Below are 13,862 nucleotides of genomic sequence, written 5' to 3'. Positions count from 1 at the left end.
AGGAAGCGATGATGCCAACAACACAACGCCTGCGCGTGGGAATTGCCGTAGATCTGCCAGCTGCGGACCTGGAGCTGATGAGGGAACTCGAACCGCGTTTGGATTTCATTTATGAACCCGAACTCTACCGGCCGCAGCGCTGGCACGGCGACTGGGAAGGCGAGCCCTCATTCAGCCGCACGCCGGAGCAAGCAGAACGCTACCAGCAGATACTGGTCTCCTCGCAAGCGCTTTTTGGCATCCCGGATATGAATCCCGGGCTATTGCAGGAAACCGTCCGCGAGAATCCGGATCTTCTCTGGGTGCATACCACTGCCGCCGGAGGCGGCGCCCAGGTGAAGGCCGCAGGCCTGAATGCCGATGAGCTAGACCGCGTCACCTTCACGACAAGCGCCGGTGTCCACGGCTCGACCCTGGCGGAGTTTGCGCTCTTCGGAGTGCTGGCTGGAGCGAAAAATCTTCGAAAACTGGAAGCCGACCAGGCGCAGAAAAACTGGCCTTCGGAACGCTGGCGCATGCGCCATCTTGATGAGATGACGATTCTCGTCGTTGGATTGGGCGGAATCGGAAGGGCGGTTGCTGAACGCTTCAAGGCTTGCGGATCCACCGTCTGGGGCACCTCGCGCAGCGGCACACCGGTATCCGGCGTGGATCGATTGATCGACCCCTCGCAGCTTGCTGCCGCAGCCGCTGAGGCGGATGCCATCGTCGCAACGCTTCCAGGTACCGGGAGCACCGAAGGGCTGCTTGGCTCCGAGGTCTTTGAAGCTGTCCGCCGAGGAACGATTTTTGTGAACGTCGGCCGCGGAACAGTAGTGGATGAATCGGCCCTCATCCCAGCACTGGAAGCCGGGCGCATCGGATTCGCCGCCTTGGATGTAGTAGCGCAGGAGCCCTTGGCGCCTAATAGTGTTTTGTGGGATCACCCGAACGTTTTGATTAGCCCGCATACCGCGGCATTGAGCAACCAGGAAACCACTCGAATTGCCCGGCTTTTTGCGCACAATGCCACCTGTTTCCTTGACGGGCAGGTATTGCGCAACAAGGTGGATACCGTAGAATTCTACTGATGACAAGCGTAAACGAAGTAACTGATGGTGCTGGGGAGCGGAGTGCGCGAGACCCCGCGCCCGCGGTGACGCGCGCCATCGGAATCCTTGGCTTGCTCGCCGAAGCCGATGGCCGTGCCCTTTCGCTCAGCGAGCTTGCGCGCACTCTGGGCATTGCCAAATCCTCCTGCGCCAACCTCTGCCAGGCATTGGAAGATGGCGAGATGATCCGGCGCACCGGCGACGGTTTTGGGCTGGGGCGCCGCAATGCAGAACTCGGCGGAGCTTATTCCCTCCAGTTCAACCAGGTGCGCGAATTCTTCGGACTGATCTCCTCATCGCCGACCTTGCGTGGAGAGCTGGTGCAGATTGCCATGCTCGACGGTGCTGATGCACTGTATTTGGCCCGCCATGAAGGGCGCACTCCTTATCGCTTTGGCGCCCCTTTGGGTTCCCGACTGCCTGCGGCTTTCAGCGCCACCGGCAATGCGCTGCTGCTGTCGTTGGGTGATGACCAGCTCGCGGAGCTGATGGATGGCGTTCTGCCGATGCGCAGCGGCATTGATGGTCTTGAAGTGACCGCAAAGGATTTGCGCCAGCGCCTTGCTGTTGCGCGCGAGCGCGGATTTGCGGTGGATGAAGGGCATTCAACCAGCGGCGTGACCGGCGTAGCGGTGCCCCTGGCCGCCTGGTCGCCTGGGGATCCTCCCCTGGCCCTGGGAACCGCCATGCCTTCGGATCAGGCTGACCCGGTGCGTGTGGCCGCGATTGGCACCGCCTTGCGCGAAGTGGCTGCCCGGCTAGAAAATCCCTGGAGGGCGCGCACGGCACGCGACTAAATCGCCGCTAGGAGCCCGTCGGATAAGAGGTTCGCGGCGCCGCCCCATCGTCCCGCTTAATGCGGGCGGTGGGGCGGCGTTTTTTCGCGTTTTGGGATTCTCCGTAAATTTAAGCGTCCACTATGTTGTACACCGTTCGCTATGCTGGTATCTTCAATGCAGGAAGAAGTGATGCGATTCACTCGTCGAAGGAGACCTCCATGAATACAACACCAGAACGGGCCGCTGGCTCCGGTGGGGCAGCGCTCGATGCGCACTACGCCAAGAACCTGCAGCGGGCGACTCTAGCCTCCAGCATCGGTAGCGCATTGGAGTATTTCGACTTTGCTCTTTATGGCCTCGCCACCGCTCTGATTTTCAATGTGCTGTTCTTCCCCCAGGGGGACCCGGCCATGGCCACGGTTGCAGCATTCGCGACCTTCGGCGTCGGCTTTGTCGCTCGTCCTTTCGGCGGATTGTTCTTCGGAATGCTTGGCGACCGGCTGGGGCGAAAAATTGTCCTGATCATCACCATCATGCTCATGGGCGGAGCATCGACACTTATCGGCGTGCTTCCGACCTATGAAACGGCAGGCATCTGGGCGCCTGTCCTGCTTGTCCTGCTTCGTCTGCTCCAGGGCTTTGGCGCTGGTGCGGAACAGGCAGGTGCCACGGTCTTGATGGCGGAATACTCGCCAGCTGCACGCCGCGGATTCTTCTCGGCACTGCCATTTATCGGTATTCAGGCCGGAACCCTGCTGGCAGGCGTTGTCTTCTCATTGCTGACCATGCTTCCCGAGGAAGCGCTGATGAGCTGGGGCTGGCGAGTTCCGTTCTTGGCATCCTTTGCGCTGATCATCCTGGCCGTGCTCATCCGTTCAAAGCTGGAAGAAACCCCAACCTTTGTTGAGATGGAAAAGCGGGAACAGGTATCAGAGCACCCGCTGCGTGAGCTCTTCCGCACCGGCTTCCCGGGTGTGCTGGTGGGAATCGGTCTGCGCATGGCCGAAAACGGCGGTTCCTACATGTTCCAGGGGCTGGCCTTGAGCTTCTTCGTCACCGTTGTCGGTCCAGAAGCCGACAAGGGATTGCTAACCTGGGGTGTCACCATTGGTTCGCTGATCGGTGTGTTCACCGTTCCATTGGCTGGCGCACTTTCCGATCGTTTCGGCCGCCGCATCATCTACCGTGCGGGCGCAGTCTTCATGCTGGTGTACTCCTTGCCGGCATGGTGGGCACTGACCTTGGGCAGCCACGTCCTGGCTATCGCAGTGATCGCGATTGGTATTGGCTTCGCCGTTGCTACGATGCTTGGCCCACAGTGCGCCATGCTTCCAGAACTGTTCGGCAGCCGCCACCGCTACCTTGGCGTGGCCATGGCTCGCGAACTTTCGGCCGTCCTGGCTGGCGGCCTGGCCGGCGTGCTTGGTGCCTACCTGATTGCCATCACTGATGGCAACTGGCTGGTGCTGGGACTATACATGACGGTATTGGCTTCGATTACGGTGGCTTCTACCTTCCTCGTTCCTGAAACCCTGCGCAGGGATCTGACCCGTACCGATGACGCCGTCAAGATTTCATCGGTCGAGGCCGGCGATGACGTGTGGCTCAATGGGAGCCAGGGAACAGGAGCTTCTGCCGTATCCGCGCGCACTTCTTTCACTGTGGACCGAGACTCGATTACCGCTGACGAGCACTAGTCCACGGTACCGAAAAGCGTCAGAAATAACGTAGGAACTCCGGGCAACTCGGTTGCCCGGAGTTTTTGCGTTGACTCGACGTCCCGGTGGCTCAGCCCAGGAGCTCGGAAGTGCACACGCAGAATCCTTGTCCGCGAAGGCCATCCGGATCGTGGCCTCTGCTCAGCTGATTCAGCCGGATTTAGACTACTGAAAAGTAGCAAGCAGAATGCAATCCTGTTCATCAACCTCAGAATCAGGCGCTGATTTGGCTCATTGCAGGTGCGCGGACGGGCGAGATATGGCAAAGTTACAACAAGAACGTAGACCCATTTGGGGCACGATACCGGCGCAGTCTCGTGGCTGAGGCCAATACCAAGTCAACTCGCATCACTCTGGCCCGGGGAACGCTGCAACACGCGCGCAATGCGCAAAGAGTCAACCCCGATTCACGAAAAGAAGGACCTAATGAGGATTCCTGGACGCACCGCCGCTGTGGCGCTGGCCCTAACCATGAGCATCGGAACAGGCGTTCAAGCTAGCGTGGCTACCGCTGCGAATGCTGACGTTCCCAAGTCATTGCCTACAAGCAAACTGAACGTTGCCGCGGCGAAGTCCACTAGTACCAAGCGCACTACCGCGGACCTTCGCATGCGTGCCAAGGCGACGACTGCTTCGGCCACCTTGGCTGTTATTCCCAAGGGCACCAAACTCACAGTCTTGGCGACCAGTGGCAAGTGGAGCAAGGTCAAATACGCTGGCAAGACCGGCTGGTCATCCAATTCATACTTGGAAGCCGTCGCTTCATCGTCAAATTCAAGCACCGGCACCCTTCGCTACACCACTGCGAACCTGAACCTGCGTACCGGAGCGGGAACCGGGTATCGCACGGTGGGGATCATCCCCAAGGGCGAACGCGTTACCGTCCTGCAAACTTCAGGAGGGTGGGCCAAGGTTCGATCCTCCAAGGGGACCGGTTGGTCCAGCCTTGGCTACCTTAAGCCCGCGGCCAGCTCCTCTAACCCACCGAAGCCTAGCCCTGAATCGTCAATTACCACGGGATACACGACGGCCAGCCTGCACCTTCGAACCGGGGCGGGAACCACCTACCGCTCCGTGGGCGTGATTCCCGCGGGCGAAAAGATCAAGATTTATCGCTACTCGGGCAACTGGGCCCAGATATCCTCATCCAAGGGAACCGGATGGGTCAGCAAGGCCTATCTTGGCAAGTCCCCAGCGAGCCAGAAGCCACAGCCAGAAGGCACTTCCTCCACAGTGGCATACGCGTCCGTGGGCGTAAACCTGCGATCCGGTGCGGGCACCGGGTACCGGGTACTTGGCGTCGTCCAGGCGGGCGAGAAGGTCACCGTTCGCTCTTCCTCGAACGGATGGTCCAAGGTCTCCAGCCGGATCGGTAGTGGCTACATCAGCTCAAAATACCTCACCTCTTCGGAGCTGCAATCCGTGCGCAGCGATACCCAGCTGGTCATGAATACGGTTCGCCGGCTTTTCGCCGGCGACTTCACTACGCTGGGCACGATTCGTCCAGGCTCGTCCGGACATAGTTCCGGAAGAGCCGTGGACGTGGTAATGGCTAATTACAAGAGTGCGTCCGGCATTCAAGCTGGCGACCGCATTGCCCGGTTCCTCTTGGATAATCGCCAGCAGTTGGGGATCAGCTACCTGATTTGGCAGGACAAGATCTGGTTGTCTGCCAAAAAGGGCTGGGAACCTTACTCCACCTCTGGCAAGTACGGCACTCAATTCACCAATAACTGGACGGACACCACCAAGCACATGGACCACATCCACGTGGAAACTCATGGTGAATCGGCCACCGGCGGAGCATTGAATTACAGAGCGCTGAATTACTGATACTGGTTCTGGCCAACAGGCCATGACCAGAAAACCGTTCGCGAGCCAACCGCGAAAGTGCCCCCTCGCCAATAATGCTAAGGGGGCACAGTCGTAGTCCTATAGCTGGTTTAACGCAGGTATTTTCCCGAAACCCAGCCCGTCTTGGACGAGTACTTGACCTTGTACCAGCCCGGCTTCTGGGTGCCGGTCAAAGCCACCTTTTTGCCCTTGGGGATGGTGAGCACCACGCGATGATTTGTTCCTGCGCCGGTGCGCATATTCAAATTGGCGATGGTCTTCTTGGAGGCGGTCTTCGAGCTGGACTTCTGCTTCTGGCTCTTCGACTTTGGCGCCGAGTCGGAGAATCCACTCAGGTATTGGCCCGAAACCCATCCTGACTTGCCCGCGTACTCTATTGGGTACCAATCGGATTTCTTGGATCCGGTGATGGTCACCTGCTTGCCGCGAGGAATCGTCAAGATGACCCGGTTCCCCGTGCCAACTCCGGTGCGCATGTTCAGATTCGCAGTGGTCTGGGCGGACTTGGATTGCGTGCTCTTGGGCTTGTTGTCCTTGGAGCTTTCCTTTTTCTTCGTAGTGGAAGGCATCGATACGTCGCGCAGGTAGGTTCCGGATACCCATCCGGTCTTGGAGCTGTACCGCGCCTGGTACCAACCCGATTTCTTGGAGCCGGTCAGCTGAATGATATTGCCGCGAGGGATGGTGAGCAGAATCCGATTGTTCGTTCCCGCACCGGAGCGCATGTTCAGGTTCGCGGTGGTTTTTGCGGTGCCCTTGGACTTCTTGTCCGAATTGTTCTTGGTCCCGTTGCCGGCGACGCCGTAGTAGGCCTCGAGAGTTTTTGCGCCCGAGTTCTTGTAGCTCTTGGCCAGCGTGGTGCCAAGGTAGCGGAAATGCCATGGCTCGTAGGAGTAGCCGGTGACTGATTTTTGTCCCTTGGGATAACGGAGGATGAAGCCGTACTTGTGTCCATTTTTGGCGACCCACTTGCCCACAGGAGTATTGGCGAAGCAAGCCTGCAGGCCGCATTCGCGGTTGTGGTTGCCAACGTCGATGGCCAGCCCGGTTTGGTGCTCGCTGGTTCCGGGAATTGCCGAGATTTTGGATGCGTAGCTCTGGCCGTAGATGCGGGTGTAGTAGTTGTACAACTCAGCCTGGCGGGCGTAGGAACGATAGCCGCTGACGGCTCGAATGCGCACGCCATCCTTGGCCGCAGCTTTGACCATCTTGGAGTATGCGGAGGCTGCCGAGGATTTGAGCCGAACGTTGGTGCCCTTGACGGCCACGGTTTTCGGAGCATATTTTTTCGGGCTCAACGGGTAGTTCCTATTAACGAAGACATCCGTTTTGCCTGGATCGCGTTGGATCTTCTTCGAAGCAATCTGCACGACGGAATCCACCGTGACCGACTGCGCAGCAACTTCCGCTGGGGCGGGCGCCACCGGAGCAGCTGTTGCGGGGGATAGCGGCAATAAAGCGGCCATGAGCGCTGCTGATACGGTTGCGGACAATGTGAACTTGGCGGCACGCGACGGTTTCATTGGTTCTCCACTGCTGGTGATGAGCGATGCGAACTTTATTCCACCACCATTTGCCGGCCGTTACAAGGTTTCTGCAATTGGTTGATGATGAACGGACTAACCAAAATGCCCAACACCTGCGCTTGTTGGCATTGAGCACGGTGCCATGGGTTGGCGGTTGATGATTGCCCTGCTGGCGAGTGGTGACTGTCCTCAGAATCATTCCTCACCTGAGGTAACGCGATCGCCTTAGAGATGGCTTTGAATCGTGCGCAAGTGATCAACGAATAGAAGCCATGTCCCTTCTCGCTGGGTCCACGTTGAATTTCAAGCCCAAAAGTGAACCCCGAGTGAACAATTTGTCAGCGCTAGTAACCTGTTGGCATTGGTCTTAAAACCTTCTCGCGTCGTGCGTGTTAAGAATCGATCAAAACGCCGGCTGAATTTTCCTCGGTCGGCGAGGTTTGGTAGGTTTGCGATCATGCATATCCGTCCTGAAGTCTTTGATGACCGTGCAGCGGTGTATGCAGTAACGCATGCTGCCTTTGCTGGAATCGACCCAATGGTTGAGCCCGAGGAAGTCGGATTGCTTCAGAATCTGTTCGACTGCGAAGAATATGACTCGCGCTTCTCCCTGGTTGCCCTTGACGATTCAGTGGTCATTGGCCACGTCATTGCCACTTGGGGCATCATCAACGGTGAACCCCTGCTGGGGCTTGGCCCGCTGGCTGTTGCCCCGGAGTATCAACATCGTGGTGTGGGCTCGATCTTGATGCAAAGCATTCATGACCGGGCCGAGGCGGAATCCTTGAGCGGTATCGTCCTGTTGGGCGCCCCTGGGTATTATCGTCGATTCGGGTACGAACCGGCTGAAGCCCGCGGGATTGCCCCGAGCGATAGCAGCTGGGGCGAGCACTTCATGGTGCGCGTATTCAACGAATCAAAACTGCCTCAAGGCGGCTTCCAATACGCCAAGCCATTCGGTGTTTGACTAAGTAATCGGTGGGAAAAGCTCTGCAGCTATTGTCTGGATATGGCATCAGGCGTAGATATGGAATATGTCATCAGATGAAGAGCTAGAACAACTGTCATTTACCGTTTCGGGATTCATTTCCAGGGCGGTGACCCAGGTTTATGAGGCCGTCGCAGATCCCGCGCAACTGTCGAGCTACTTCACGACCGGTGGAGCGGAAGGTCGGCTGGAAGCCGGAACAACAGTCTCATGGGACTTCCACGATTTCCCCGGCGCGTTCCCGGTGAAGGTGGTCGACACCGAATTTCCCCGCAGGATCGTCGTGCAGTGGGGCGCAGAGCATGCCACTGCTGAAGACCAGATGACCACGGTGACGTTCGAATTCACCTCGGTGGATGACAGCACCAGAACCAAAGTGGAGATCACCGAAAGCTCGTGGCAGGCCAACCCCGCCGGCGCCAAGGCGGCCTTTGGCAATTGCATGGGCTGGACCGGCATGCTGGCCGCGATGAAAGCCTGGCTGGAGCACGGGATCAACCTCCGTGAGGGCTTCTACAAGTAAATCCCGAAGCCCTAGCGCCGACGCCGGTAGTACACGTGAGTGGCCAGCGTTGTTTCGCGACGCGAGTACCGGTCCATATGGGTTTCGATATTTTCTACGGTGATGGCTTCGCCTCGCCCCAACTTGATGGGCGCAATATGAAGCCGCAGCTCGTCGATGAGGCCCGCGTTCAGGAACTGCACGATGGTGTTGGCGCCACCGGCGATGGCCACTGGCTGTTCGCCGGCGGCTTCTTGTGCTTCGGAGAGCGCTTCGTGGATTCCCTCGGTGACGAACTGGAAGCTGGTCCCGCCGTCGAGGCGAATCAGCGGCCGCGGGTGGGTGCTGAGCACAAAAACCGGTGCATGGTATGGCGGGTTATCTCCCCACCAGCCGGTCCAGTCCGTTGAATGAATGCCAGGAGGCGGGCCGAACATGTGGCTGCCCATGATGAATGCGGCGGCTTCGGTGATTGCCGCGATTTCCTCGGCATTTTCTTCGGTGCGCTCGAATTGCCAGCGATGCAGTTCTTCTGCGCCCTCGCCGAGCGGGAACTGCATGCTCTGATGGGGTCCTGCGCAAAATCCATCAGAAGATACTGTCACATCGCAAGTAACTGGCCCCATCGCCTACTCCTCAAATCATCAACCGCAGTACTGGTTCTGTAGATATTCCTACAGTGAACCGGTCCCAGCGCAGATGCAAGCAGTATTGGGCGATGATTATTTTTCGGAGCTGTCCTGTTCATTGTCGCTGGAGCCATTCCACAATGTTGAGGAGTGCTTCTTGATGAGTGCAGCCTCTAAAAGCATGGCCGCTTTGCGGTGAACGCACGGCACCCACCGTACTTCCAGATTCAACCGGTCGATGGCTCGACGCGCCATGCGCTCTACGCTTTCGGGGCGACCGGCTTCGGCCTCGAGGACGAATTGGGCCAGCCATGCTGAATCGGCCAGCGCCAAATTCATGGCATATTTTCCAAGGCCCGAGGTGGCGCCTTTGCCGCTGGAGTAGACCTTCAGGCGTCCACGCAGGCCCTTGCCATTTCGCTCGCCGGCTTGCCCGATGTACAGCGGGGGATTCTGCTCTTGGCCGCGTTCCCGGACGACATAGACTCCGGGCAGAACTGGCGCTTGTTCGGCGGACTGTTCGAAGGCGATCCACTCGGACCATTCCAGCGCATCGAGGGTGGCATCATCGATGGGGAGCAGCGGTGCGTCCATACCGGGTGCCCCGGCAAATCGCAGTTGCTGCAACAGGCTTGGGTGCAGATGCCAATTGCCGCCGGGCTTATTGGGGATTTGGACCGCGCCTTTGGGGCGATGCTTTCTCAGGTAGCTTCGGAGATCTTTGGTTTCGACGCCGAATTGGCTGGCTGCTACGTCGAGGCTCAGCAGCTGCTCGTCCTTCAACACTGATCTTCCTTCTGTTTTGAACTGAACTTTCAAGCAACGCGTGTGCCTGCTCCCATGGTGCAAGAATACCCGGCAGGGAGGGTGCTGCACCCAATCCTGCCGGGCGATCTCCCGGGGATTATTGAACTGCGCGATGCAATTTGCTGCTCAAGCGGTTCAATTCGAGGAATTCTTCTTCGGATAATGCCGTGCCCAACAGTTCGTGCAGATGCTTCACATGCTCGCGGCCGATTTCTTGCTGCAGTTTCAGCCCCTTGTCTGTCAGCGAAAGCCGGGTCGCCCGATGGTCCACCGGGTCTGGTTCGCGCACGACCAGGCCTTGGTCTTCCAGCCGCACGACCATGCGGCTCAAGCTGGGTTGGGAAATGAGCAGCTGCTTGTTCAGCTCAACCATGCGGCTCTTGCCGCCCGGACAGGTGCGCAAGTTGAACAGCACGTCGTATTCGCGCATGGACAGCTTGCCGAACTCCGGCATGGCGGCGATCTGGCGCATGACCGCCACCTGCGCCCGGAAGAGGGACTCCCAGGCATCGGTGGTGACCTTCAAGGAGGCTACGGCTTTATTGGTCCCGGTCACTTGCTACTGGCTCCTCGGTGTCTGCTACGTCAGCTTCCAGTTTAGCCCGGTGCGCGGCGACCAGGCCTTCATGCGTCGGGGCCGGGGTCAGGTCGGCTGGTTCCCGGGACTCCATTTCCTTGCGCAGTTCGGGCAGCACGTATTCGCCAAACATGTCGAGCTGGTTCAGCACCGTCTTCAATGGCAGGCCGGCGTGGTCAACGAGGAAGAGCTGGCGCTGATAGCTGCCGAAGTATTCCTGGAAGGTCAGGGTCTTTTCCAGCACCTGCTGTGGCGACCCAACGGTCAGTGGCGTCTGGGCTGTGAAATCCTCCAAGGAAGGACCATGTCCGTAGACCGGGGCATTATCGAAGTACGGGCGGAATTCCTTGACCGCCTGCTGAGAGTCCTTGGCCATGTAGAACTGTCCCCCCAGTCCGACGACGGCCTGGTGGGCCTTGCCATGGCCGTAGTGCTCGTAGCGTTCACGGTAGAGGTTGATCAGCTGCTGGTAGTGCTCCTTCGGCCAGAAGATGTTGTTGGCAAAGAACCCGTCGCCGTAGTAGGCCGCGATCTCGGCTACTTGCGGGGTGCGGATGGAACCGTGCCACACGAAGGGAGCCACCTCATCCAAGGGGCGAGGCGTCGAGGTGAAGTTCTGCAGGGGAGTGCGGAACTTGCCCTCCCAGTTCACGACATCTTCATCCCACAGGCGGCGCAGCAGGTTGTAGTTCTCAACGGTCAGGTTCACCGAGTCCTGCATGTTCTTGCCGAACCACGGGTAGACCGGGCCGGTGTTGCCGCGGCCGAGCACCAGATCTACGCGCCCGCCAGACAGGTGCTGCAACATGGCGAAGTCTTCGGCAATTTTGACTGGGTCATTGGTGGTGATCAGCGTGGTGGCCGTGGAGAGGATGATGCGCTCGGTTTGCGCGGCTATATAGGCCAGCGTGGTGGTTGGGGAGGAGGAGAAAAACGGGCGGTTGTGGTGCTCGCCGATGGCATAGACATCCATGCCGATTTCTTCTACCTTCTTGGCAATGGCCACCGATGCGTCAATGCGTTCTTTTTCGGTGGGGATGCGGCCGGTGGTGGGGTCGCGGGTGATATCGCTGACTGAAAATACTCCGAACTGCATGTCCACTCCTGCTTGTTGTTGAATTGTTGCGGTGTACGCCTAAGTTCAATTTATATGCGTATGCATGTAATAACAAGTTGATGCGTCAAATATTCCCGGAGATGGGTAGTGCGATAGGGCACATCGCCGCCGCCGCGCAAAAGGTTCCAGCCACCATGACAACGGCATGGATGGCTGAAGGCCAAGGGGGCTGCAGGGGACAGCGCATGGCGGCAGCGGTCAGCAGCGGCCGGGATCGCTAGTTGACCATGCCTCCCTGATACGCGATCAATGCCGCTTCAACGCGGTTGCGCACACCGAGCTTGAGCATGATCGAGGTCATATGCCCCTTGACCGTGGCAGGAGTCAGCACCAGCTCTTTGGCGATTTCCGCATTCGAATCTCCGGCCCCGACAAGCGACAAAACATCACGTTCACGCGGCGTGAGCTGTGCAATCAGCGACGTTGCCACGGTGCGCCGCCCATGATCCAGGCTGCGAACCTTGTCGACCAGGCGCTTGGCAATGCGCGGGGAGAGCGCCGCTGCGCCATCGGCTACCGAATGGACGGCCCCAATCAACTCCTCGGGGCTGGAACTCTTGAGCATGAACCCGGCGGCACCGCCGGCCATGGCGCGATCGATATACTCTTCCTCGCCAAAAGTTGTCAGGATCAGCACCTTGGCCTCCGCGTCCCCGGCCAGGATGCGCTCCATTGCACCGAGCCCATCAAGCTGAGGCATGCGAATATCCATCATGGTCACCTGGGGGCGAAGCCGAGCAGCCAATTCGATAGCGCGGATCCCATTCTCTGCTTCGCCCAGGATCTTGATCCCCGGGTCGCTGGCGAGGATTGTCCCAAGCCCTGCGCGGATCAGCGGATCATCGTCAACAAGCAGTAGTCCTACCGGATGTTCTGTGCCCATGTATTGATCCTATGACGCGGGGTAGAGGTGGTCGGCGGATAACAGGACATCATTCGAGAAGCAGAGCCGGAACATCTCGCTGCCCAGATCCAACACCCCGGTGCGCGCAGCGTAGTACCGGCACTGGCCGCTGGCTGGTAGCCGGGATTCATCGATAACCGGAAGCGGCTGCTCCAGACCCTTGGCCTGGACATGCTCAGCGACTTCCTCCCGGGTCATCCCCATCGCGAGCTGCTGGAAATCAGCCGGGCTCAACGCCGTGGCCCGGAAGGTCGCCAACTGCAAAAAGTACAAGCCCAGCACCATGGCCGCAACCGTAAGGACGGGCACCAGAACCAGCAGCCATCGTGAAGAGGCTTTGCCGGAACCCGGCTTAGGCGGCAATCCGGAATCCGGCTGGATCCGGCCGATCGTGGCCACTACTTCAAAGGAATCATCGGAACGGTTCACGCGCAAGGATCCGCCATGCAAGGCTAATGCCGCGCGCAGGGTGCGCAGACCCGTGGCCCCGGCCCGCGCCGGGGGCGGGGAACCGTCCAGCGGATTGCTGATCCGCAAGGTCATAGGATCCGCACTGCTATCAAGCTCCACGTCCACCATGTGCTGCGGCGCGTATTTCGCCGCATTGGTCAGCGTCTCCTGCAGCACCTGATGCAGGACAACACCGGAAGGGGAGCCGGGCGGGGTTGCGGGGTCAGGACCTGCCACCTGGTAGTTGATCTGCATGCCCCGACTGCGTGCCTGCGATATCAGCCTTTCCAAGGATTGCTCCTGGGGGCTCAACGATGCATTCTGAGTCGGATCATGAAGGACTTCAATAATCTCGCGCAGGTGCTCAACGGCCTGATCAGCCTGGGCGCGGATGCGCACGGCGAAATGGAAAGCCTCCGACTCCCTGTCCAGGGCCATCTGCAGCCCACCGGTAGACAGCGCCAACAGCGCCATGTCATGCCCCAATTGGTCATGCATCGCCTCGGCAATGCGCGCTCTTTCGCGAAGCCCGGCCTGGATCACTGCATGGTGGCGTTCCTGGGCCCGGAAGGACAACGCATTGCGCCTGGCCCGTCCTGCCCACCAGGGCAATAGGACGAACAAGACCACCCCGGTCGAGAGATTCAAGGCAAAGGTCAGCACGCTGACATGAGTGGAAAAAATCAGCGTAATCCCCGCAGCGAGCGCTCCGGCCGCCAAGGCAATGATGCCATGGACCACCGAGTCCACGCGGCGCCCCGCAAAAAAGCTGCCGACGGCGGCTAGCGGGGCCAGGAACAGCCACGCTCCGCTGGCAGACAGCGGAAGCAGGTACGCGCTCAGCGCGAGAACGATGAGCAGCAGGACCTGCTTCCAGTGGATAGCCATGATGATCATGCTACGCAAGACCGGTAGAAGCT

Annotated in this window: 15 protein-coding genes; 8 read left to right on the top strand and 7 right to left on the bottom strand. The window is 59.1% G+C overall.

Annotated features, from left to right (window positions below):
* Window positions 1-11: 11 nt before the first annotated feature.
* From AC6CHO_RS09940 to AC6CHO_RS09925, 4 genes are all read left to right on the top strand, one after another.
* Window positions 12-1,070 (top strand): D-2-hydroxyacid dehydrogenase, encoded by a 1,059-nt coding sequence (locus AC6CHO_RS09940; protein ID WP_498214857.1) that lies wholly within the window; start codon window positions 12-14, stop codon window positions 1,068-1,070.
* Window positions 1,070-1,888 carry an IclR family transcriptional regulator gene (locus AC6CHO_RS09935; RefSeq protein ID WP_498214856.1) on the top strand — a complete coding sequence of 273 codons (819 nt, stop codon included), beginning with the start codon at window positions 1,070-1,072 and terminating at the stop codon, window positions 1,886-1,888. The genes AC6CHO_RS09940 and AC6CHO_RS09935 overlap by 1 nt, the downstream gene beginning before the upstream one ends.
* A 200-nt stretch (window positions 1,889-2,088) precedes the next feature.
* The gene (locus tag AC6CHO_RS09930; protein WP_498214855.1) at window positions 2,089-3,567 is read left to right on the top strand and encodes an MFS transporter; all 1,479 of its coding nucleotides are present in this window, start codon (window positions 2,089-2,091) and stop codon (window positions 3,565-3,567) included.
* Window positions 3,568-4,014: 447 nt separating this feature from the next.
* The gene (locus AC6CHO_RS09925) at window positions 4,015-5,421 is read left to right on the top strand and encodes an SH3 domain-containing protein (protein WP_498214854.1); all 1,407 of its coding nucleotides are present in this window, start codon (window positions 4,015-4,017) and stop codon (window positions 5,419-5,421) included.
* A 110-nt stretch (window positions 5,422-5,531) separates the two neighbouring features.
* Here AC6CHO_RS09925 and AC6CHO_RS09920 read toward each other — a convergent pair whose 3' ends face one another.
* Window positions 5,532-6,908, bottom strand: a complete 1,377-nt coding sequence (locus tag AC6CHO_RS09920; RefSeq protein WP_498214853.1) for a D-alanyl-D-alanine carboxypeptidase family protein — start codon at window positions 6,906-6,908, stop codon at window positions 5,532-5,534.
* Here AC6CHO_RS09920 and AC6CHO_RS09915 point away from each other — a divergent pair.
* The 3 genes from AC6CHO_RS09915 (at window position 6,907) to AC6CHO_RS09905 (ending at window position 8,479) form a co-directional block, all read left to right on the top strand.
* Window positions 6,907-7,050 (top strand): hypothetical protein, encoded by a 144-nt coding sequence (locus AC6CHO_RS09915; RefSeq protein WP_444664357.1) that lies wholly within the window; start codon window positions 6,907-6,909, stop codon window positions 7,048-7,050. The genes AC6CHO_RS09920 and AC6CHO_RS09915 overlap by 2 nt on opposite strands.
* A 375-nt stretch (window positions 7,051-7,425) precedes the next feature.
* Entirely contained in the window at window positions 7,426-7,935 is a 510-nt protein-coding gene (locus tag AC6CHO_RS09910; protein ID WP_195181749.1) for a GNAT family N-acetyltransferase, read from the top strand.
* Window positions 7,936-8,002: 67 nt separating this feature from the next.
* On the top strand, window positions 8,003-8,479 hold the full coding sequence (locus AC6CHO_RS09905; RefSeq protein WP_060701367.1) for an SRPBCC domain-containing protein: 477 nt from the start codon (window positions 8,003-8,005) through the stop codon (window positions 8,477-8,479).
* 11 nt (window positions 8,480-8,490) lie between these two features.
* Here the strand turns inward: AC6CHO_RS09905 and AC6CHO_RS09900 are convergent, their stop codons facing one another.
* From AC6CHO_RS09900 to AC6CHO_RS09885, 4 genes are all read right to left on the bottom strand, one after another.
* A complete protein-coding gene (locus AC6CHO_RS09900) occupies window positions 8,491-9,084 on the bottom strand; it encodes a dihydrofolate reductase family protein (protein WP_498214852.1) in 594 nt (197 codons plus the stop codon).
* Window positions 9,085-9,180: 96 nt separating this feature from the next.
* A complete protein-coding gene (locus AC6CHO_RS09895) occupies window positions 9,181-9,873 on the bottom strand; it encodes a hypothetical protein (protein ID WP_498214851.1) in 693 nt (230 codons plus the stop codon).
* Window positions 9,874-9,991: 118 nt separating this feature from the next.
* Window positions 9,992-10,450, bottom strand: coding sequence for a MarR family winged helix-turn-helix transcriptional regulator (locus AC6CHO_RS09890; protein ID WP_498214850.1), 459 nt, complete (start codon window positions 10,448-10,450; stop codon window positions 9,992-9,994).
* A complete protein-coding gene (locus tag AC6CHO_RS09885; protein WP_498214849.1) occupies window positions 10,434-11,567 on the bottom strand; it encodes an LLM class flavin-dependent oxidoreductase in 1,134 nt (377 codons plus the stop codon). The genes AC6CHO_RS09890 and AC6CHO_RS09885 overlap by 17 nt, the downstream gene beginning before the upstream one ends.
* Before the next feature lie 101 nt (window positions 11,568-11,668).
* On the opposite strand from AC6CHO_RS09885, the gene AC6CHO_RS09880 reads away from it, so the two are divergent.
* A complete protein-coding gene (locus tag AC6CHO_RS09880; protein ID WP_498214848.1) occupies window positions 11,669-11,809 on the top strand; it encodes a hypothetical protein in 141 nt (46 codons plus the stop codon).
* On the opposite strand, the gene AC6CHO_RS09875 is transcribed toward AC6CHO_RS09880, so the two are convergent.
* Window positions 11,806-12,471, bottom strand: a complete 666-nt coding sequence (locus tag AC6CHO_RS09875; RefSeq protein WP_498214847.1) for a response regulator — start codon at window positions 12,469-12,471, stop codon at window positions 11,806-11,808. The two genes, AC6CHO_RS09880 and AC6CHO_RS09875, sit on opposite strands and share 4 nt — an antisense overlap.
* 9 nt (window positions 12,472-12,480) lie before the next feature.
* The gene (locus AC6CHO_RS09870; protein WP_498214846.1) at window positions 12,481-13,830 is read right to left on the bottom strand and encodes a sensor histidine kinase; all 1,350 of its coding nucleotides are present in this window, start codon (window positions 13,828-13,830) and stop codon (window positions 12,481-12,483) included.
* Between the last annotated feature and the right edge of the window lie 32 nt (window positions 13,831-13,862).

Source organism: Glutamicibacter sp. GQ173, from assembly GCF_059759215.1.
The sequence above is the reverse complement of the archived record's forward strand: the minus strand, read 5'-3'. Positions and strand labels throughout refer to the sequence as shown.